Raw genomic sequence first — 20,597 nt, 5'->3', positions numbered from 1 at the left:
TACCAATGAAAACCAACCAAATCAGTTCAACTAAACAAGACAAAAGACCCAGTAACACCAAAAAACAGTCTTTTCCCGGTATGAGTATTGGTTCTCCGAAAGTACCATTCCGTAAATCTCAGAAAATATTACAGCAGCATGAATTGCTCAGTGATTGGTCACACGCAAGTTAATTTGCTACTTTCAATTTACTGTGACAAAAGTGCTGGTCATTGCTTTGAAGATTCCATCTATGACAATCATTCTTTCAATTGGTGCTAGTAGCAAAGCTCTACATCAACAACACCCATTTTAAGTAGTTATTGAGTACAAAGTCCGACAAACAGCCTGAGTTCTTTACTCATGTTACCAATTGCTAGATTTCGCTATAGTTAATATTTAACACGCAACGGCTTTAAAAGGAGTTAAAGAGATGGAAACTAAGCCAATTGACCCATCACTAGCACTCACAGAAATTCCCTCTGGCTATCTCAATATCATGGGTTACGTCGATACCTCAGAGGTCAATGGTCCTGGTTGTCGTGCAGTCGTCTGGGTGCAAGGTTGTTTGCGTGAGTGTCCTGGCTGCTTTAATCCTAACTCCTGGTCATTTGAGGCTAACCAACTGATTGCTGTTGATACCCTGGCCGAGAATATTCTTCGCAACCCTCGCAACACGGGTGTAACCTTCTCTGGCGGAGAACCGTTTTGGCAAGCAACTGCATTAGCATCTTTAGCTCGTAAAGTCAAAGCTGCTGGGTTAAATGTTATGTCTTTTTCTGGCTTCACCCTCCAGCAGCTACAGTCTGAATCTGCACCTCCAGGTTCCCAAGAATTGTTAGAACAACTGGATATCCTCATTGACGGCCCTTTTGTGCAATCTCTGGCAATTCATTCTCCCGATTCTCCAGTTTCTTCTAGCAACCAACGGGTGCGCGTATTAAACCCAGCCTTCCAAGACCAAATTACTTGGGCTAGCGATCAGATTGAAATCCACATCCTCAAAGATGGCGGCCGTATTGTTACTGGCTATCAAGGTGGGCTGGAATTAACGTAATTCGTAATTGCCTCAATTCTTTGGTGTAAATAATTAAGCTGGTACGCATTTAATTTGTACATTTACCTGATGACTGATGACTGATGACTGATGACTGAAAACCCGTCAACAGTCAACAGTCAACGACCATCAAGAGTGTTTATATACTTTAGACACTCACGCTGACGAATTATTGTTAAAGATAATGACTAATGAAAGCCCCCACCACTTCCCCCAAGAAATACGCCAACCCACTAAACATTCTTCGCCGAAACTTTCTTTTTGCCACTAGTAGTTCGCCAAGTGAACTTTGCGGGGTAAAGGGGAAGGGGGAAGGTGGGGCCCCCACGAAGTGGGGATAAGGGGCAGCGGGAAAGGGTTTAAATCTCTTACCCTTTTCCCTTTCCCCTTTCCCCAGTCCTCACTTAGCATTTTTGGGTTGGTAGACTACTAGCTACGGTTCGCCGTGCTGATTGTTTAGCCGATGTCTTTGGTGAACCTGTAGCATTAGAACGAGCCGGACGTTTGCGACCTTTGGGTTTGGGGTTTTCTTTGCGTCCATTGGGGATTTCTTGGGGCTTCGTGGGTAAATTGGCTCCAAAGCCAGCCACTATTTCAAATGGCAAGCGCTTTTGAATCAGTTTTTCAATATCTGCCAACAAATGATATTCATCGACGGACACGAGGGATACAGCTTCACCTGACGCGCCAGCGCGGCCAGTGCGACCAATGCGATGGACATAATCCTCTGGGACATTAGGCAGATCGAAATTCACCACATGGGGAAGTTCGCTAATGTCCAGACCTCGTGCTGCAATGTCAGTTGCCACTAGTACCTGTAAACTGCCGTTCTTGAACTTCGCTAAAGCGTGGGTACGCGCGGGCTGACTCTTATTACCGTGGATGGCGAGTGCTTGAATGCGATCGTCTCCCAGCTGTTTCACCAGACGATCGGCACCATACTTAGTGCGGGTGAATACTAGCACTTGATACCAGTTATCTTGGCGAATCAGGTGAGCAAGCAATTGACGTTTTTTGTCACGGTCTACTTTGTAGACTTTCTGTGCCACCGTCTCAGCAGTAATGTTGCGGCGTGCTACCTCGATTGTCTGTGGGCGATTTAGCAACCCAGCGGCGAGTGCTTTGATTTTTTCCGAAAAGGTGGCGAAGAAGAGCAAGTTCTGTCGCTGTTTGGGCAGCAGTGAGAGAATACGACGTATATCACGAATAAAGCCCATATCCAGCATCCGATCTGCTTCATCCAGCACCAAAATCTCAATTTGCGACAGGTTCACCGTACCCTGCTCCACATGGTCTAGCAGTCGCCCCGGAGTAGCAACCAGAATATCGACGCGCCCTTTTAAAAGCCGTTTTTGGGGATTAATGCTAACTCCGCCGAACATCACCATCGTCTTCAGGTTCAAGTACTTACCGTAGTCGCACACGCTTGATTCTACTTGAGCGGCGAGTTCGCGAGTTGGAGTGAGAATCAGCGCCCGAATTGGTGGGTATCCATTAGAAGTGGTTTTCAGATTCTTGTCAGACGACAATCGATGCAATAGCGGCAGAGTAAACCCTGCGGTCTTACCAGTGCCAGTTTGTGCCCCAGCTAGCAGATCGCAACCCGATAACACCGCAGGAATCGCCTGTATTTGAATTGGCGTAGGTTCTGTGTATCCCAGCTCATTGACAGCACGGATAATTTCATTGGACAAGCCGAGATTAGAAAAAGACATAGGACTCCATAATTAACATCGGCCTGTCGCTTGTAGGGGCGTCAGTCTTAGGCGGACGGATAAAGGTTTGAAGGGCAGTAGCGCCAAGACTCAGAGCAAATGCCGTAGTTTACCATCTTAACAGAATATGGAATAATCAAGGAAAAGCACCCGCGTTTTACATAAGAAAATGCAGAGAATTACTAATTGTGTCATCCTAGAAAAGGAGAGTTAATTCGGTGAGCATCTTTGTTTTTAGTATTTACAGACTTTTCTCCGAAATTTAAATCTCTACAAAGTCCTGAATTTTGGAGAAATTATAGATGTCAATTTTTGTAGGTAACCTCTCTTACGAAGTTACACAAGATGATTTAAGTAGTATTTTTGCCGAATATGGAACTGTAAAGCGGGTTCAAGTACCTACAGACCGGGAAACGGGTCGTCCACGAGGCTTTGCTTTCGTGGAAATGGGAACAGAAGCTGAGGAAACAGCTGCCATTGAAGGTCTTGATGGTGCAGAGTGGATGGGTCGTGACTTAAAAGTGAATAAGGCTAAACCCAAAGAAGATAGAGGAGGCTCATTTGGCGGTAACCGTGGTGGTGGCGGCGGTGGGCGTAACCGCTACTAAGTGATGAAATTTAAAATTTCATCTAAAGCCTAATAGGTCAGACTATACGTCTGCCTTTTTTTCCACTGTTAGCGTATACTCGCACCATTGATTAAGTCAATTTAGTAGGAGAGATAATGACCCAAGTAATAGTAGGCGAAAATGAACACATTGAGTCAGCCTTACGCCGATTTAAGCGAGAAGTTTCCAAAGCTGGAATTTTTCCAGATATGAGAAAGCATCGTCACTTTGAAACACCTATTGAAAAGCGCAAGCGCAAAGAAGTTGCCAAACACAGGCAGGGTAAGAGACGTTTCCGGACTTAATCAGGTTTTTCAGCCGATATTATTGGTCGGCTGAGAGCGATCGCTATTAAAGGAGTGATATTTAACTCCTTGTTCGCCAGGGCTAAAATCCTAATTTTTCCCTTAGGTTCCCAAAATTTGGGATCTAAAAATAATAATCGTGCCTGAGGAGGTGAGCGTTGCTCACCTCCTCACTCTTTTTTAATGAGCTTGTCCGCATTTTCAGGAGAATGGTCTTACCAGTAAGCCTTGAGCGGTTCCCAAAATTCACGCAGATCTTCTTTCTTCCTACGCATTCCCGTTTTGGATAATCAGCGCTTCCACTTGCTCTGGATATTTAGCCGCAATCCGATAGCCAATGGGAGCGCCATAATCCATCACGTAAAGGCTATATTTCTTGAGATCGATCGCGGTAATAAATTTCTCCACGATCTGGGCTAGGCGATCAAATGTGTAGTCAAACTCATTCATGGTTGGCATCGAACTGTTACCGTAACCTGACGTGAGTTCGACAGAGCTAAAAAAGGGCAGGAGGTAGAGCAAGTAAGCCTTTTGGGTAAATGTCAATAGAAGGTTTTTTAGGCAAATAAGTATAAGCAGCTAAACCAGCCATTAAATTAACCAAAAAGTTAAATGGACTACGATGGCGAGAATGTTCGATTTGACATATATTTTTTAGATGGTCATTGACGGACTCAATCACAGCGCGTTTGCGTAACAGAATCTTATCAATCAGTTTTACCAAACGGTTTTTCATTTTCTTCTTAGATTTTGTGACTAACTGCAATCCGCGCTCATATAACTCCTCAAATAATTTTTGAGAGATGTATCCTCTGTCACCAAAAAGTTTACCAATTAAGTCACGAGTCATTTCTGGAACTGGTTTTCGGTCATCTACATTCGCCGGAGTTAATGAAAATGCAAGTAATTCTCCGCAATCATTAATAATCAAATGAAGTTTAAATCCAAAGTGCCAACCTACAGAATTTTTACCCCATTCTACTAAGCCTTTAAATACCTTATGAGAATGGGCTCGACAGTTATGACAAACATTAATCGGAGTGGAATCAATAAAGCTAATCCCTGTAATTTCTCCTGTACGTGTATGTAAAAAGCAACATAATAACATTAAGCACCAAGGCATCAATTCCACAAACCGAGTGTAGCTGACCAAATTCGGAAATGCTTGATGCCAACTTTGAAGCACATGCAGAGTGTAGAATTCCTTGAAAGTCTTATATCCACTGCCATGAAACGCAATGACTATTGTCATTACCTCTGATAAACACATCCTCGATTTACTGCGACGCTCTCCAGAAGTAGACGGTAATTGTGGTATTTGCTGCCATAGATTTTCCCATTGGTTACAGAAATCATCTACATCCCAGAATATTTGAGTGATATCGAGCCGAGATACAATGGTAGACATAGCCGAGACCTTGATTTTTCTTAGATATTTTTAGTCTCGGCATTTTTTTGTCACTTTTTCACAGATTCTCAATCAATCGTAGCGATCGCCTGAACAATACCCAATTGTGCAAATCTATATATGGCAAGCTTTTTTGGCTTTTTCTAACCGTCGAACTCACGTTCCTTTAGTGAAGTAAACTATACATAGCTGTAGCGCCAGCATCAGCCTGTTAAAACCCGCCTTCCGCACCCCAACTGTCACACATCAACAAAAAGCGGACGGAGTAGTACACATGAACTAAATTTGATTCCAAATTTAATAGCTTAATGAGAATAAGTAGGATTAATTCTCTTAATTTGGTGAGAAGATTATTGGTCAAAACCAGGAGGCGAAAAATCTATGGAACTTAGTTGACAGCGATCGCCTTATTAACAAGCCCCAATTTAGAAGAGTTTGGTGGTCGTATATCAGATTCTGGCGAAGGTCCTGGAAGGCGATCGCAGCAATTGACTAATCTGTACCGAGTTTAGCTTCGTTCCCAGGGGATAGATTATTTTCTCAGCTATACATCTCTAGTTAGACAAATTGCTGACAGGAAAACGTTATTGTGAGAAGGCAGAAAAGGGCTAGTATCATGGCAGAAAAAAATCATCATGACGAAATTAAAACTAATGATTTGCCACAAGAAATTACCGAGTCCTACGGTACTGGTGTAAAAGACTTGCCAGGGTATAATATTGGCGGGCGCTCCATACAGCAGGAAAGGGACGAGTATACAGAAACTAGTCCTGAACTCACCGGTGGGGATGTTGATGCTTATTGGCAAGATGCAGATGCAGTTGGAGATGAAGCTGTTGGTGGTAGTACTTCTACTCCCGATCAAAATGTAACTGAGGAGCTAGAAACAGCAGTGGGGCTAGAAATGGCTGATTCTGAGTTTCTCCATACCAACGATATTTTAGAGGATCGTGATGGCGATCGCTGGGAGTTAGATCCAAAGTCTTCTGAAGATTATCAAACTCGGCGAGAACAAGCTCAGTGACATCTCTCACACTTCTCTGAGTGAGGGACTTCCAAGGAATAAAATCACCAATTAAAAGAATGATAATCATTCTGAGGAAGAAGAAGAAGCAGCCGCAGGCTATAATCATCCCGTAAAAGGTGGATATACGGAAAAATTCTGTACAATATCCAAAATAGGGGTTTAAAAAAGAAGTTTTCCGTATATCGAGAAAGAAGGTAGCTGTAATGCTTGATATATTAGGATTTAGAAAAAGATTATACGGAAAGTTTCCGTATAATAATATAGTTATCCTGCTGTCGTATAGAGTTTTTGAGTTGAGTGGAACCTGGAGATGGAGTAGTTCTTGTGGATGTGCGATCGCCCACAAAACTGAAAGGTGTAGCACTTGCCCAACCAACTGGCTAAACTCATTAAACCCATACTCAACATTTGACGCAAATGAAGCTATCAGTATCTTTCAACAAAACACTGGTATCCTACAACGAAGTAGCGGATATAAATGGCTTAATTGAAAGAATAGTTGCTTTTGCTCACCGACATAAATACGAGAATAAGAAGGTAGGTCGCGATACTTTAGTGATACAGAAGTCAGATACGTGGCTTATGTTAACTGGATTATCAGCCAGCTTAAGAATTTCAATATCAATTGAGCCAGGTAAAACGGAAGTAATCTTAAGTGATTATGTCAATGAATTTAGGCTCAAACAATTTGTTTTCTTAACTACTTTTTTGATTAGTTCTTCACTATTTCTTTGGAGTTATTTTGCTGCTTATCCCCTTCCCATTTTCCTGATACTGATTTTTCCTATCTATGGTGCATTTAGGCAATACAGGTTAATGGAGGATATAAAAACAGAAATTGACGATTATTTTTCTGAAAGATTGGCAAAGCCAACTAAGGGGTGGGGGTGATGTAGTGTGTTCGCCCCTAAAGTGGAGCAGTGTGAGAAAAGCGATCGCAGTTCAAGAAAAAGCGATCGCCGCTTAACCGAAATTTAGACAATCGAAATCATCATGGCACACAGAATATGCTTACTACATTTTCTCTTCAACAGACTCAGTTGGAATAGTCTCTTGACAACATACTCCTACCTCCAAGAGACCCCAATGCAGAAGTCATTCAAATCTCTGGTGGATACAATCTGGTTTAGGTTGACGGAGCTTACCCCAGAAATTATCGAGTGTATAAGGCTCATTGGATGATTGAGGTGATATTTCAACATGCTCCCACAGTTCAAAATCCAGTTTTACCCCAAAATGCAGCATCAACCAGTGATTGATATACCTATTACTATTTACTCACAGCGTATAACGAGAGAACTTTTTTATAACCTACCTGACTTTTTAAACAACCTCTAAGTTATTGAAAACTTTAGATGTCTGCTTTTAAAAAATTGAAGCGCTTAGTGAAATCACTCAACTCTAAATCGAATTCACTATGAGCTTGTTGATTTTCCTTTGCTTTATTTCCTTTGCTCGCATTCATGTCATAGTCTCGACCGTAATTTCCCCAAGGGTTACGAAGCTTAATGTAGCGTAAACCACTTCCTTTATCATGTTTACAACCAGTTATTGTGTACTCATGCATTCCTACCAATCCTTTAGAAATTGGCTCGCCTGCACTATGTCCACTAGCCGTTATTTTTCTACCTATATTTTTGTTGGTGGTCACAGTTATAAATTTGCCTGTCAATATATTACTATTTATTTTGTTATAAAAGTCTAACTGTAACTTCGAATAATTCCCGGTTCCCTTCTTTCCAGAAAACCCGCCTTGCAGGTGATTCATGAGATCGTTGATTAGTATTGCGTCAAGCCCTTTAGCCTTAAAAATTAATTCAAAATCTTCTAATCGAATTTCTTCTTGATAACTGCCATTGAGTTTATTATCTAATGTTTGAATGGCTTGCAATCCTTGTTTTTGAGTCAGCCAATCCATCCATTGGTGTATTTTCTGAACATCTTTTTTGAATATATTATAACTTGCTAATTGTTGATAATTATTTGTACTCTTGGCTATGTTGTAAGCATCACGCTCTTGCTGACTCCACGGCATGAAATCGGCTTTAAAGAAGCCTCCTGTTGTCGGAATCCTTATTTCTATAGCTGCTTTACCCAGCAATACCTCAAAAGCATCTGCGCTACTACCTGCTTCTATTTTTTTATATGAAGGTGATATTGTTTGATCTTTCGTGATTTGATGTGTTCCTCCGAATCCGCCAGCGGCATAAGCTTTTTCAAGCATACTCACCCACAAAGCACCCTGATTGTATAGCAATTTACCTTGAACGTCTTTGGCAACTGATTTATCTACTTTTATATATCTTGGGGTAAATTTCACTTTTAAGGGGTCTGATTTATCCGTATCATATAGCCGAACGCTGACCGTATCCCCATAGTCACGAAACATTGTCAAGATGTATTGAGGATCAGTTTTTGCTATGCTTGCAATCGCTGCCATCAAATAACAATCTCCAATATTGCCTTGTCTGACATCATCAGGTGATGGCAGTCTCGGTTTTCCACTCTGGTCAGTGGGGAAAAGCGGTTCATTTGTTTTCTTAAACCCAGGTTCAAGTAAAGTAGTATCCGTCTCTGCTACCCAGTAATTATAAAACTCATCAGGTGAGAAAACATAACCTTTTTTACCTTCAATTACGGCTTCAAGTAATATGTCAACTACTTGGTCTATGTCACTCGAAAAGTCTTCGTCTTTATCAATCGAATGTGGTATGTCTTTACCACAAAATCTGTGAGCCTTCTGAAACTCCCAGGAGGTAGTATTGGCCGGAATGAGTAGTTTTTTCCCCTTATGTTTGTCTAAGATATCCGGATCGGCAACTTTTGGGTCTTCACTAGCCAAATCAAAGTTCAGATCGCCAAAAAAAGTATCTTCTTCGTCTGGTGTTCTCTGCATTAAACCAGAGTTAGCTTGCACTGCACTGCCACTACCATTCTGTTGCACCACATGGGTTAACTCATGTGCCAACAACTCCTGTCCGCCTCGGCTATTAGGGTTATACTCCCCTTGGCGAAAGAACACATTTTGTCCTGTAGTAAAAGCTTTGGCCTGAATAGAACGATTTAAGGAATCTGATTGAGTATCTGTATGCACCTTGACTCTACTAAAATCTGCCCCAAACGTTTGTTCCATTGGTTGGCGAATATTTTTTGCTAACGGCTGTCCTCCAGAACGTGCTTTTTGTATTGATACTTCTAAATCTGGTGCGGTAGTTATCCCACCACCAGACACACTACATTGTAGTAGACGTTTGTTTTGCAATACTAAGTTTGTCCTCTTGTGTTGTTCAAGAGTAGTTGTGTCAGCAGATAAAGATTGTTGTTGAATTTGGCTTTGTGGTTGATGAATTCTTTGCACTACTTGGCGTGCTGTCTCGTCTGCTTCTTTTTCGTACTTATCCCCCGGTTCCCCAATCATCAGCTTTGCCTGAACTAGTTGGTTTGGCAGATTTGTTTTTTTTGGTTCTATCCTGAAATTAAGAATTTCTAGCAAGTTGGTCTTTGTTTGAATTCGTGCTTGAGTTGCTTGCCCTTGCTGATGAGGAGCTAGTTTTTTGTGCTGCGTAATCGGTGTAAAGGGTCTTGGCTCAAATTGGGATGTTGTTTGAATTTTAGGTTTGCTAGTAGCAGTTTTTGCGATTCTTTGGAATGTCATCGGATTGTACCTAAAACTAAGCGTCTAGCTGATATCAAACAATAATATCATTAGTTGTCAAATTTATTTGCTCCCCTATTACTCCCTATACTTAACACCTCACCAAGTCAGAAAATTTGTCCTATAAATGCACCTTTCCAGTGAATAAAATTGAAATTTTAGGCAATACTGTTCTTCAATAATAAATTAGGAAAGCTGTTCAAGAATACGACCAAAAAAAGTAAGTATCCTTTGAAGATTTAATCGTTTTAAGGACTAGAATTACAGTTTTTATATTAACAACGGTTACATCATATCTGGTGCATTTATTCTCAACGACCGACCTGATGATTTCGATAAACTCTGTCAGCAGCATTATTCTTTCTGCATAAAGCTGGTCTTCTAACAAAAAGTTTTTCACGGGCATAATGTTGTAAATAAACTTTAGTATAAATGTACCATTTGTTTGAAACTCACGTAGGATTGCTATATCTCCTCTAATAAAATTTTGTACCGATATTAAGACTGATAGATAACATGCTTGATATGACTTGATTATCAAAGGAATTTATTAAATATCTAACACTAATTTTGCACTTCCAGGTTGAGAAATACAAATCAATACCGAACCCTTATCAATTTTTACAGTTGGTTCTTCTTGGTAAGCAACTACACCTTCTTTGATTTTACACATACAAGTACCACAAACACCTACACGACAACTAAAAGGTGGATTAATATCATTGGCTTCGGCAAATTCTAGGATAGTGCCATCACTAGGTTGCCATGTCAAAGTTTTGCCAGATTTTGCAAAGACAATTTCTGTAAATCTCTCATCTCCAGTTGCCGTTTGAATTAGTTTCTCAGACAGACTTTTCATCGGTTTGCCGAAAGATTCAAAGAATACTCTACTATCAGGTACTCCCGATTCCCTCAACCCTTGCATTATGGACTGCATAAAAGATGGAGAACCGCACAAAAAATACTCAGCTTCTTGTCGTACTAACTCTTGAATAAGAGCAGCATCAACATAACCAACACTGTGGTATTTACCTCTATCTTCAGATGTAGGACGACTATAGCGAAAATGCACATTCAGATTATGATTTTGTCGAGAAATTTCCCTCAATTCATCCCGAAAAGCATGGAATTTACCGTCTCTAGCACCATGTAGAAACCAAATAGGACGAGTAGGATTAAGAAAACTACAAGCTTTCGCCATACTAATCATCGGTGTAATTCCCACACCATTGCTAATCAATACTGCGGGGATAGATTTTGGCACATCTAAAACAAATTTACCGTTTGGTGGTTTTGCTAGAATTACTGAACCTTCCTGAATGCGATCGTGCATAAAATTAGATGCTATACCGGGCATAACATCTAATCCATTAGGTGCAGGTTCCCGCTTAATTGAGAGGCGATAGTATTCACAGTTTTCAGGATAATCTGAAAGCGAGTAAGTACGAATTACAGGCTTATCCTGTCCATAAATATCAAGTTTGATGGTTAAAAATTGACCTGGTTGAAAGTTGGGAATTTCCCCTTTATCTTCAGGTTGTAAATAAAAAGAGGTAATTTCTTCGCTCTCCTTCACCTTACGAACAACAACAAAATTTCGCCAATCTTGCCAAACATGACTATCTGATGCTTTGAGGTCTGGAGTAGATTTGTTTCCACTTGCTTTGTTTGTATAAATTAAGCCAAATACTGCACCACTAGCTACTCCAAACAGTGAGGAATAGACACCAAATTGATAGGCAGATTTAGCTTTGGCATTGGTTACTCCAATTACAACAGCAGCAGATAAGGTAATTATCGAACCAACTGTAGCTGCTGCGGCTATACTTCTGACTAATGGATTCTTAATTCTTTTTAGGCTTTCTAGCATCGTTGTCTCCTGTCTAATACTTTTAGTGATGTTGGACTATATCTGCGATGATTCAGCAGGTGGAGGAATAATTTCAAGACCATACCTCAGAGCCACAGCCAAAACTTTTTCGATGTCTGCAAAACTGACGGTAGGTGATGAAATTCTCTCTGAAACTGGCGCACCCACTTCCAATACTTCTCGGTTAAGCATTTTTAATTCGGAATCGGGTTTGGGGTAAAGGGTAAAGGGTAAGGGTTAAAGGTTTTTTTCCCCTTAACCGAGAATTATTGCACCCACTTCTATGAACGTATTGATTCTGACTCCTGAATTCTTCTTCAATGATTTTCCCGGTTTTCCAGGGTGCTAGAACTCCGATTCAGTATTCAGACTTATGACGAAAAAGCTCAGTTTCTTTGGGTTGAAACAAGGAAAATTTGGTTTTAAAAGGCGTCAAAATTGCATATCTCAGTCTCGTTTTTTATTACTGAGTTGGTGTTCTAGGCGATCGCGTTCTGCAACCTGCTCAACGATAAATTTAGCAACGTGTTCACTCTGGCGACCTTGACGAGAAGTATCAAGGATAACTGGAATAAATAAAGATCAATATGACATAGTTTTTCTCCCTAGTGTTCTTGATAATTCCAAAGTAGTCCACCATCCACAAATAAAGTGCTACCTGTAATGTAGTTAGCATCATTAGAAGCCAGAAATGCGACTAAAGAAGCAACATCTTGTGGTTGACCCAAGCGACCAAGCGGAATATTTTTTAATTTGATTTTTAAATTTTTGGTTAATATTTACTAACTCAAACTAGCAGCACCAAAAGTAGCATTAAACTTGCGGCACCAGATAGCGATGGATTTGTAGTCTCCTAAATTGATGTTTTGAGGAATAGAATATATTTGAGCGCCACTATATTTTTGTAACGGAGCTAGGATAAAATAATCTCCGTTTTTTAAAGGATATGATGGTGGCTTAGTTGAATTAATCACGTTATCAGAACGATGCAAAATTACTACTAAATCTGGCCCTGATTCAGAAGTATTAAATGACTCATCAAGCTCTAGAAATGATTTGCCGTCTTTAATAGTAATACTAACTTTCCCTTGAGTTTTTTGTTCTCCAGAAACAAATGTACCTGACTTCATAGCAGTTGAATTTGGAGATGGCGCTGAGTTGGCTAACGGTTTCGCCTGAGTTGAAGACACGGGAACAGACGCATTCACAGCTATAGGACTTTTATTAGCCTGGTTCTTTGATACTTCAGTGACGCAGCCAAATATGACAAGAGAAGATAAGCCCACTATTAATAAATGTTTTAATTTCATAATTTCAATTCCTCAATCCCTTAATCAGCAATATAGCTCTTGACTTAAACTTTAAACTGATTATTGCTTGAATAATTTATCTAAGAATTATGAATAGATAAAGATTGATATCTAAAAAACTGATATTTCCCTTAGAAACTTCTTACAGATTTCTCAGCAAAATTTAAATTTTTAGGTTACGGGTGATTAAATGTAAAAAAAGATACGGTAAATTGTCAATGGCTAGCCTGATGTTTGCTTGCTATTTGTTGTATAAATTTGCATGTATTTAAGTAAAATTTCATATTTTTTCTGCATAATTAGCACATTTATCTAGTAAAATTTCCCCATCAAAATTATTAGGATATCCAGAGTTAACACCTGGAAAATCCAATATTTAATATTTTGATTTTTTAACTTATTTTGCCAAACCATGCAACAAGCATCCATGAGCAAAGCCGATGATGAAGAAATGTTGTTGCAACAGCCTTGGCAGCGCGAGCGGCAGATAATAGCACGTTTGTCCTCTTTGAACTATCGCACTGGTGAGATAGGTAGCTATTTACACAATATTGCCTGTGGAGTCAGCGAACTGATTGCAGTTGATTGGACGGTTGTTACCTTTTGCCAAGAGGGGTTTGAAACTATTCTAGCGAGTAGTCTGGAAATGTCCGAAGATACACCTCGTGTTTATGCACTGCATGGTAGATTGATTGGTACAGTTATGCAAATTGGGCGCACATTAGCTGTTGAGGATGCTGTGGCTAATCCAGAATATGGTAAACCTGCGTCAGGTTATCGAGCATATTTAGGGATACCTTTGCAAACTACTGAAGGTCAAGTCTTCGGTACTGTTTGCTCTTTTCATCGGCAAGCGAGGGAATTTACCAAAGAAGAAATCCAAATTGTGGAATTGTTCGCCGAACGTGCTGCTACTGCCATCGACCATTACCATCTTTACCAGCAGCAGTGCCAATTTAATCATATCCTGGAAACTGAGGTAGAAAAACGCACCGCAGAACTACAAGCAGCCCAAGCCAAGCTTTTAGAACAGGAACGGCTGGCAGCTATTGGTGAATTTGCGGCGATGATTGTGCATGAAATTCGCAATCCACTAACAACAATGATTATGGGATTGAAGTATTTTAAGAAAACTGTTCTGACTGAAGCGGGTCTTGAGCGATTATCGCTGGCACTTAGTGAGGCTAGTCGGCTAGAAAATCTGCTGAGTGAAATTTTACTTTATGCCAAACCCCAAGTATTGCAACTGTGTGAATTGGATGTGAATGAATTTATTTGTGAGTTACTGATGCCAATGTGTGAGATGCCAGAAGCGCTCTCACGGCAAATCGAATTTATCCCGGCGTTACCTACAGTCAAAATCTTAGGAGATAAAGATAAGCTAAAACAAGTGTTTATTAATATTGTTCGCAATGCTTGTGAAGCAGTCTCAGCCGGAGATGCGATTAAATGGGAAGTGGATCGTTCGTCTCCTGATAAAATCTGCATTAATGTCTGCAATGGTGGTGAGCCAATTCCTTCAGAGGTTTTGTCAAAGCTAACGCAGCCGTTCTTTTCCACAAAACCAAGCGGTACTGGGTTGGGGCTTGCCATTAGCAAACGTATCATCAATGCTCATGGTGGAGAATTATCTATTGAATCTGACACCGTGACAGGTACTAAAGTCAGCGTTCAATTACCTCTGGTTGTTCTTGGGAGCCTTTAAACGGATGGTATTTTTGACGGCTGGAGGAATGAAGACACAATTTAAAGAGTTTACAATCTTGTGTAAGTTGCGATCGCATCATACCATTTCACGAAATTATTGATAAAAATCACTATTCTTGCAGGGCGAGCAAGAATCTGTATCAATCTTAAAATGAAACGGTATTACTATAGAACATAGACTTATTCCTTCCCATTCGCTCCCTCATGGTTTGTTTGCAAAAAAGGTGACAGTTCTTTATTTAACTTACCTGCGCGGACAAACTCAGCATAAGTATCAGCTTCAATTGCCAGCAGTTCCCCTCGCAGTTCTTCGGTTGAAAATTCTTGCAAATTTGGGTATTCATCAAGTAACTTGTCAATTTATTCTTGCAAACAGGTAATTTCACTTGCAAGCAGCCTCTTCTGGTAGCGATAAAACTCTGGCTCAATTCCCGGACGGTTTTGTGCTGTTTCTAAATATTCCAGCGCCCGTTGGAGAGCAACTTGACGGGCAATTGCTTCGGTGTATTTTTGACGTAGCGGTTGCGAACCTAAAAGTTGGAATTTTTCTAATAATGGTTGGATAGTTAAGCCTTGTACTAACAGAGTAAATAAAACTACTCCAAATACAGTGGCAATAATTTCTTCCCTTTGGGGGAGTATGGCTGGTACACTCAAAGCCAGGGCAATGGAGACAGAGCCGCGTAGCCCACCCCACGTCAATACAGTTTGTTCAGATAAAGGAATTTCGGATTTAGATAACCAGTTGCTAAGACTACTTAAAGCATAAATAGATACTGCCCGTGCCACAATCATCGCCACAATTGTGACTGCAATACTTTTTAGGTTATCTCCTAAAACAGCAAAGCGAATTTGATCGCCAATTAAGAGAAAAACAATTGAATTTACAAAAAAAGCGAGAAATTCCCAAAATTCAGTCACAATAATCCGCGTGCGCGGGTTCATGCCGATGCGCGAGCCAAAGTTGCCTAAAATTAAAGCTGTGGTAACGACTCCAATCACTCCAGAACCACCTAAATATTCTGTTATTAGGTAAGTGCTGTAGGCAGAAACCAGGGTAAGGGATTGTTCTACTAATGGTAAGTCGAAACGTTGGGTTAGATAGGAAATACCAAACCCAATTAGTCCTCCAACGCTGATACCAATGCCTACTACTTGAAAAAATTCTAATAAAGCAGACTGTAAATCAAGTTTGGCAGTACCTAACGGCAAAGCAACTAATAAGCCAAAAGCCACAACGGCCATACCATCATTAAATAAACTTTCTCCTTCCATTAGTGTTCTTAGACGTTTGCTTGCTCCTAGTTCCCGAAATAGAGCCGTTACCGAAACCGGATCGGTTGCTGATAGACTAGCTCCAACTAATAGAGCAATGCTAAGTTCAATTCCAGCGAATTGATGAAGACCGATTGCTACTCCGGCAATAGAAATTATTACCCCTACTACTGCATACAGACAAATAGGTAACAAATCCCGCTTTAAGAGCTGATTCGTAAAGAAAATCTAAAGAGAACAGAGCCTCAGTATATTCAGGTTATAGGCTAAATTAATAACATTAATGTTGTTGTCGATGAGCCGTCTACCAGTAATTGAAAATCCGCAGCGCAAACCCTATCCAAGTGATTTAAGTGATAGCGAATGGTTAATTATCAAGCCTCTTCTGCCAAACCCTAAAGGATTTGGGCATCCTATAGAAGTAGATTTGCGAGAAATTCTCAATGCAATTTTCTACGTGCAACGCACTGGCTGTCAGTGGGAGATGTTACCTCATGACCTTCCTCCTTACACAACAGTGTACGGCTACTTTCAAAAATGGCAACGCAAAGGCATCTGGCAGAAAATCCACGATCAAGTACGTCATCAACTGCGACAAGATTTAGGAAAAGATGAAGATTCTACCGTGGCGATCGCAGATTCTCAGTCAGTGAAGACAACGGAAAAAAAGGGGAGGTCTACGGCTTTGACGGTGGTAAGAAGGTTAAAGGGCGTAAGCGGCATATCGTTGTAGATTCCCAAGGATTGTTAATTGGCGTTTTAGTGACTCAAGCCAATGCCTCGGAACGTTTAGGTGCTGTAGTGGTGCTGCATGAAGCAGCTCAGGAATTGTCTAAATTGGAAGTTGTTTGGGTCGATCAGGGCTATTCGGGCGAGAACTTTGCTCAACCTGTCAAGCAAGTTTGTGGAGAGCAGGTTCGAGTTGAGGTGATTCAAAGAAACTCGAAAACATTTGAGCGATTGCCGAAACGATGGATTGTGGAACGGACATTTGGGTGGCTCAATCGATTTCGGCGTTTGAGTAAAGATTATGAGTTGTACAGTGAGTTAAGTGAAGCAATGATTTATGGCTCATTGATTCGTCTGATGATAAGGCGAATGGCTTCTTAAGCTTTTGTTTACGAATCAGCTCTTAAAGTCTTATACCAATTTAACGTGAAGTTGCACATATCTTGATCCCCCTAAATCCCCCTTTTTAAGGGGGACTTTAATAGATGTTTTTCTGGTTCCCCCCTTCTTAAGGGGGGCTAGGGGGGATCGAATTATATGCAGCTTCATAAAAAATTGGTATTAGTACATAGACTTGATTTTCGATAAAGACATTTACTATCAATGGAAGCAAAAACTTCTTTTTTTGCTTTTTTTGTTTTAGATAGGTAATGCTATTCACAAATTCATCAATCGTTGACGAAGCACAGAAGCAACAGTTTCCTCATTTGTATTCGATTTGAAAATTAAACTACAAAAACTTTCTCGTTCGATTATCATCACTTCCACTTCAGTAAGTCCAGCTTGAACTGTAAAGGGATAATTTTCTCCATTAAGCAATTGTGCATTACCAAAGTATTCCCCTGGTTGGAGAGTACACGACGTGAATTCATCATGGCAATCGCCCACCAATGCTTCAACTTCTCCTTCTAATATCAGGTAGAATTTATCAGCGACTTCACCTTTTTGAACGATGATAGAATTGGCTCCATATCTAACTACCTTTGCTTGCGCGGCAACTGCTACAATCTCGGATGGATCAACATTAGGTAATGCATTTGAGAGATGACTTGTCATCACACGTTGATGCAAATGATGCACAATGTCAGCCTTCGTTAATTCAGAGTTCCCAAGGAAAAGTCGGAAAAGTTCTTCCTCAATCACCATCACTTTAACTTCTGAATTTCTAGCAACGCGTACTGTTGCTGTCCGTTTACCATCCCGAAGCAAACCGACTTCGCCAAAATAATCCCCACGACTGAGATGATTTAAAAGACGAGGGGGTTCATTAGGAAATTCTTGGAGAATTTCGACTTCACCTTCTAGAAGAATATAAAATTTAGTGGCTGGCTCACCTTGGCGAACAATTACTTCCTCTGATTGGTAAGTTAAAACGATTGGTTTAGTGGCTACTTTTTCTAGCAAGGCTTCATCAAAACCAGGTAAAACCAGCGAAAGTTCTTGATTTAAAGCTAAACCCAATTTGCCATCTTCAACATTAACAATCCGATCTGCCAAATCAAGTATGCGATTATCATGAGTAACCATAAGAACAGCACTATTGTGTTCTTTGGCTAAACGATGCATTAAGGCTACTACATTGCGTCCTGCTGTTTTATCTAGAGATGCTGTGGGCTCATCGGCGAGTACCAACTTGGGTTGAGTTACCAAAGCACTCGCTATAGCCACTCGTTGCTTCTGTCCCCCAGAAAGATTTCCTGGATAAGCATTGAGCTTATCAGCTAATCCAACAGCGTCTAGTATCGCGGCTGTTTTTGCACGGGCTTCTTTAGGTGAGAAATTTGGTTGCAATTCCAATGACATCTGAATATTCTGCTGAACTGTTAAGAAATCCAACAAATTACTTGATTGGGTAATATAACCAAAATTTCGACGCATTTGGACTAATTGCTGTCTGTTAGAACCATTGAGTTCTTGTCCCAAAATCTTGAGACTTCCTTTTTTAACAGAACGTAAGCAACCAATTAAACTCAGCAATGTGCTTTTTCCTGAACCTGAAGGTCCGGTCAAAATCACGAATTCTTTGGCTTTAACTTCTAGATTAATATCAGATAAAACTTGCTTTTGGAGTTCGCCTTCTCCAAAGAAGTAATTGAGATTTTCGATGGAAACGATCGTTTTGTCATTTGTCATTTGGCAGCAGCTATTAATTATTCTTCTTTCCCAAGTTCCCAGTTCAAAATAAGTCTGCTGGATTAGCATCTTTCAGCTTATTCATACTAATAGTGCCGGATGTAAAGCACATAATAATTGTTAATAAAAGTACCAATGATGCTCGTGGCAATGTCATGTGCATAGGCAAAGCGGTTGCATCTTTGACAATTTCGTACAATCCTAGAGAAACTATCAGTCCAGGAATGTAACCTAATACTGCTAAGATAAGCGCTTCCTGAAACAAAACGTTTAAAAAATAACGATGTTTGTAGCCTCTGGCTTTGAGAACTGCGTAATCTGGTAAATGATCGGAGACTTCGCCATATAGAATTTGATAAACAATAATTACTCCTACTAAAAAACCAACGAGAACTCCTGTACTAAATACAAATCCAATGGGAGCGCTAGTAGCCCAATAGTGTTTTTCATAATCAATAAATTCTTGACGTGTCATTACTTGAACACTAGCAGGAAGTTGAGTGCTGATTTTTTTGGCGATCGCCTTGCGATTTACACCAGGTTTAAGCTTGATCAATCCAATGTTAATATTGTTTGCAGAACGTATCGGTAACAAATAAGTAAAAGTTGTACTGCTGGTAATCACATTACCATCATCGGCAAAGGAAGCACCAGCAAAATTGACTAAACCGCTAATCCAAACTTTAAGATCGCCAATTTCTGCTGCAACTGATTTTCCTGACTCCAAATCGTTTAAGATATTGCCATATTCTTTTAAGTTAGAGTTGCGATCGAATAAAATCACACCCCTAGTTCTCAATAAATGAGCAACTCGATCGAAATTGGGAATTTCAAATGGACAATTATCTGGGTTGATGCCTAAGATAATAATTCCTTTACCTGCACTGACATTGCCATACTTAAAAGAATGCTGTCCGTGATACACATAGTTAACAGAGTCAACTTCGCTGAAATTAAGTGTGCGATACAAATATTGTCGAGGAAATTCTCTGGTGTTAGCCAAAGTCTTCATTTCCGGATTAATTAAAATCAAATCACCTACCAGCCGACTGTGTAAGGCTGTTTGGCTGTCGTAGAGGGAGTCTAAAAAAGCCAATTGCATAAATATCAAAATTACTGCAAAAGCAATTCCGACAATCGCTACCAACAGCCGCAGCTTATAGCGAGTCAGTTGCAACCAAGCTAAGGGGATTCTGCCAAAAGAATTCATGTATAATCTTTAAATTACAATTGATTAGATTTATTTGCCAAATCCGAACTTTATCTAGTTTGCAATGATGAAGTGATGGCTTGCCGACAGTATTTTCCTCATCAGAGTTATTAAAAATGCTACTTGCTTCCTAGGAAGTCAAGTCATGACTGGACTTAGCAGCTTAGTTTATTTAAATTTTATATTTGTACACACAAGCACTTTCGTTCACAACACAAGTCCTTTCGTTCACAACGCAAGTCCTTTCGTTCACAACGCAAGTCCTTTTGTTCACAACGCAAGTCCTTTCGTTCACAACACAAGTCCTTTCGTTCACAACACAAGTCCTTTCGTTCACAACGCAAGTCCTTTCGTTCACAACGCAAGTCCTTTCGTTCACAACGCAAGTTTTTTTTGAGCTTTTGAGGGAATGAAACAGCTTTTCTTTTCAAAAGGGGCTGGGGGGATTAAAAGCAAAAGTCTGTGGAGCCACTCTAAAAGACTTGTGTGTAGACGGTAGCCTTAGAGGATGTTTGAAAAGTTCTCTTATCTGTAACAAAACGTTCTAGATCCCCCTAAATCCCCCTTGAAAAGGGGGACTTTGATTGCAGTTCCCCCCTTTTTAAAGCT

General features: G+C 40.3%; 17 protein-coding genes and 2 pseudogenes. 8 read left to right on the top strand and 11 right to left on the bottom strand.

The window, feature by feature from the left end; translation table 11 throughout:
• The first annotated feature begins 5 nt into the window (after positions 1 to 5).
• Positions 6 to 173, top strand: a complete 168-nt coding sequence (locus ACFG4S_RS15055) for a hypothetical protein (protein WP_392535551.1) — start codon at positions 6 to 8, stop codon at positions 171 to 173.
• Positions 174 to 412: 239 nt separating this feature from the next.
• Positions 413 to 1,036, top strand: a complete 624-nt coding sequence (locus tag ACFG4S_RS15050; protein ID WP_392535550.1) for a 4Fe-4S single cluster domain-containing protein — start codon at positions 413 to 415, stop codon at positions 1,034 to 1,036.
• Positions 1,037 to 1,440: 404 nt separating this feature from the next.
• On the opposite strand, the gene ACFG4S_RS15045 is transcribed toward ACFG4S_RS15050, so the two are convergent.
• Positions 1,441 to 2,751 carry a DEAD/DEAH box helicase gene (locus tag ACFG4S_RS15045; RefSeq protein WP_392535549.1) on the bottom strand — a complete coding sequence of 437 codons (1,311 nt, stop codon included), beginning with the start codon at positions 2,749 to 2,751 and terminating at the stop codon, positions 1,441 to 1,443.
• A gap of 302 nt (positions 2,752 to 3,053) precedes the next feature.
• Here ACFG4S_RS15045 and ACFG4S_RS15040 point away from each other — a divergent pair, with 302 nt between their 5' ends.
• Complete coding sequence (locus ACFG4S_RS15040) at positions 3,054 to 3,359, top strand: RNA recognition motif domain-containing protein (protein WP_392535548.1); 306 nt, start codon at positions 3,054 to 3,056, stop codon at positions 3,357 to 3,359.
• 116 nt (positions 3,360 to 3,475) lie between these two features.
• A complete protein-coding gene (rpsU, locus tag ACFG4S_RS15035) occupies positions 3,476 to 3,664 on the top strand; it encodes a 30S ribosomal protein S21 (RefSeq protein ID WP_392535547.1) in 189 nt (62 codons plus the stop codon).
• A gap of 267 nt (positions 3,665 to 3,931) precedes the next feature.
• Here rpsU and ACFG4S_RS15030 read toward each other — a convergent pair whose 3' ends face one another.
• Positions 3,932 to 4,123, bottom strand: coding sequence for an alpha/beta fold hydrolase (locus tag ACFG4S_RS15030; protein WP_392535546.1), 192 nt, complete (start codon positions 4,121 to 4,123; stop codon positions 3,932 to 3,934).
• Positions 4,124 to 4,160: 37 nt separating this feature from the next.
• Positions 4,161 to 5,072 (bottom strand): IS982 family transposase, encoded by a 912-nt coding sequence (locus ACFG4S_RS15025; protein WP_392530720.1) that lies wholly within the window; start codon positions 5,070 to 5,072, stop codon positions 4,161 to 4,163.
• 616 nt (positions 5,073 to 5,688) lie between these two features.
• Here ACFG4S_RS15025 and ACFG4S_RS15020 point away from each other — a divergent pair.
• Together ACFG4S_RS15020 and ACFG4S_RS15015 are read left to right on the top strand one after the other, a co-directional pair.
• A complete protein-coding gene (locus ACFG4S_RS15020; protein ID WP_392535545.1) occupies positions 5,689 to 6,096 on the top strand; it encodes a DUF6335 family protein in 408 nt (135 codons plus the stop codon).
• 420 nt (positions 6,097 to 6,516) lie between these two features.
• On the top strand, positions 6,517 to 6,990 hold the full coding sequence (locus tag ACFG4S_RS15015) for a hypothetical protein (RefSeq protein ID WP_392535544.1): 474 nt from the start codon (positions 6,517 to 6,519) through the stop codon (positions 6,988 to 6,990).
• Positions 6,991 to 7,450: 460 nt separating this feature from the next.
• On the opposite strand, the gene ACFG4S_RS15010 is transcribed toward ACFG4S_RS15015, so the two are convergent.
• The 5 genes and pseudogenes from ACFG4S_RS15010 to ACFG4S_RS14990 all read right to left on the bottom strand — a co-directional run bounded on the left by ACFG4S_RS15010 (position 7,451) and on the right by ACFG4S_RS14990 (position 12,934).
• Complete coding sequence (locus ACFG4S_RS15010; protein ID WP_392535543.1) at positions 7,451 to 9,754, bottom strand: DUF4157 domain-containing protein; 2,304 nt, start codon at positions 9,752 to 9,754, stop codon at positions 7,451 to 7,453.
• Positions 9,755 to 10,304: 550 nt separating this feature from the next.
• A complete protein-coding gene (locus ACFG4S_RS15005; protein WP_392535542.1) occupies positions 10,305 to 11,624 on the bottom strand; it encodes a 2Fe-2S iron-sulfur cluster-binding protein in 1,320 nt (439 codons plus the stop codon).
• Positions 11,625 to 11,660: 36 nt separating this feature from the next.
• Entirely contained in the window at positions 11,661 to 11,816 is a 156-nt protein-coding gene (locus ACFG4S_RS15000) for a hypothetical protein (RefSeq protein ID WP_392535541.1), read from the bottom strand.
• 413 nt (positions 11,817 to 12,229) lie between these two features.
• Positions 12,230 to 12,376 (bottom strand): annotated as a pseudogene (locus ACFG4S_RS14995) (SDR family oxidoreductase); the annotation flags it as partial.
• 30 nt (positions 12,377 to 12,406) lie between these two features.
• Positions 12,407 to 12,934 (bottom strand): DM13 domain-containing protein, encoded by a 528-nt coding sequence (locus tag ACFG4S_RS14990; RefSeq protein WP_392535540.1) that lies wholly within the window; start codon positions 12,932 to 12,934, stop codon positions 12,407 to 12,409.
• A 427-nt stretch (positions 12,935 to 13,361) separates the two neighbouring features.
• Between ACFG4S_RS14990 and ACFG4S_RS14985 the strand changes: the two genes are divergently transcribed.
• On the top strand, positions 13,362 to 14,639 hold the full coding sequence (locus ACFG4S_RS14985; RefSeq protein ID WP_392535539.1) for an ATP-binding protein: 1,278 nt from the start codon (positions 13,362 to 13,364) through the stop codon (positions 14,637 to 14,639).
• Positions 14,640 to 14,821: 182 nt separating this feature from the next.
• Here ACFG4S_RS14985 and ACFG4S_RS14980 read toward each other — a convergent pair.
• Positions 14,822 to 16,123: pseudogene (locus ACFG4S_RS14980) on the bottom strand (cation:proton antiporter); the annotation flags it as partial.
• Positions 16,124 to 16,211: 88 nt separating this feature from the next.
• On the opposite strand from ACFG4S_RS14980, the gene ACFG4S_RS14975 reads away from it, so the two are divergent.
• Positions 16,212 to 17,026, top strand: a protein-coding gene (locus ACFG4S_RS14975) for an IS5 family transposase (protein ID WP_392535468.1) whose coding sequence is annotated in 2 segments (ribosomal slippage) — positions 16,212 to 16,578 and positions 16,578 to 17,026 — 816 coding nt in all. Because the reading frame shifts where the segments join, the coding sequence is not laid out codon by codon here.
• A gap of 276 nt (positions 17,027 to 17,302) precedes the next feature.
• Here the strand turns inward: ACFG4S_RS14975 and ACFG4S_RS14970 are convergent.
• Both ACFG4S_RS14970 and devC read right to left on the bottom strand, forming a co-directional pair.
• Positions 17,303 to 18,778: a cyclic nucleotide-binding domain-containing protein gene (locus tag ACFG4S_RS14970; protein WP_392535538.1), complete on the bottom strand. Its 1,476-nt coding sequence runs from the start codon at positions 18,776 to 18,778 to the stop codon at positions 17,303 to 17,305.
• 43 nt (positions 18,779 to 18,821) lie between these two features.
• Complete coding sequence (gene devC / locus ACFG4S_RS14965) at positions 18,822 to 19,988, bottom strand: ABC transporter permease DevC (protein ID WP_392535537.1); 1,167 nt, start codon at positions 19,986 to 19,988, stop codon at positions 18,822 to 18,824.
• Between the last annotated feature and the right edge of the window lie 609 nt (positions 19,989 to 20,597).

The organism is Nostoc sp. C117, assembly GCF_043099735.1.
GTDB lineage: Bacteria > Cyanobacteriota > Cyanobacteriia > Cyanobacteriales > Nostocaceae > Nostoc.
Note: the sequence above shows the minus strand (reverse complement) of the source record. Positions and strands in the feature narration are given on the sequence as shown.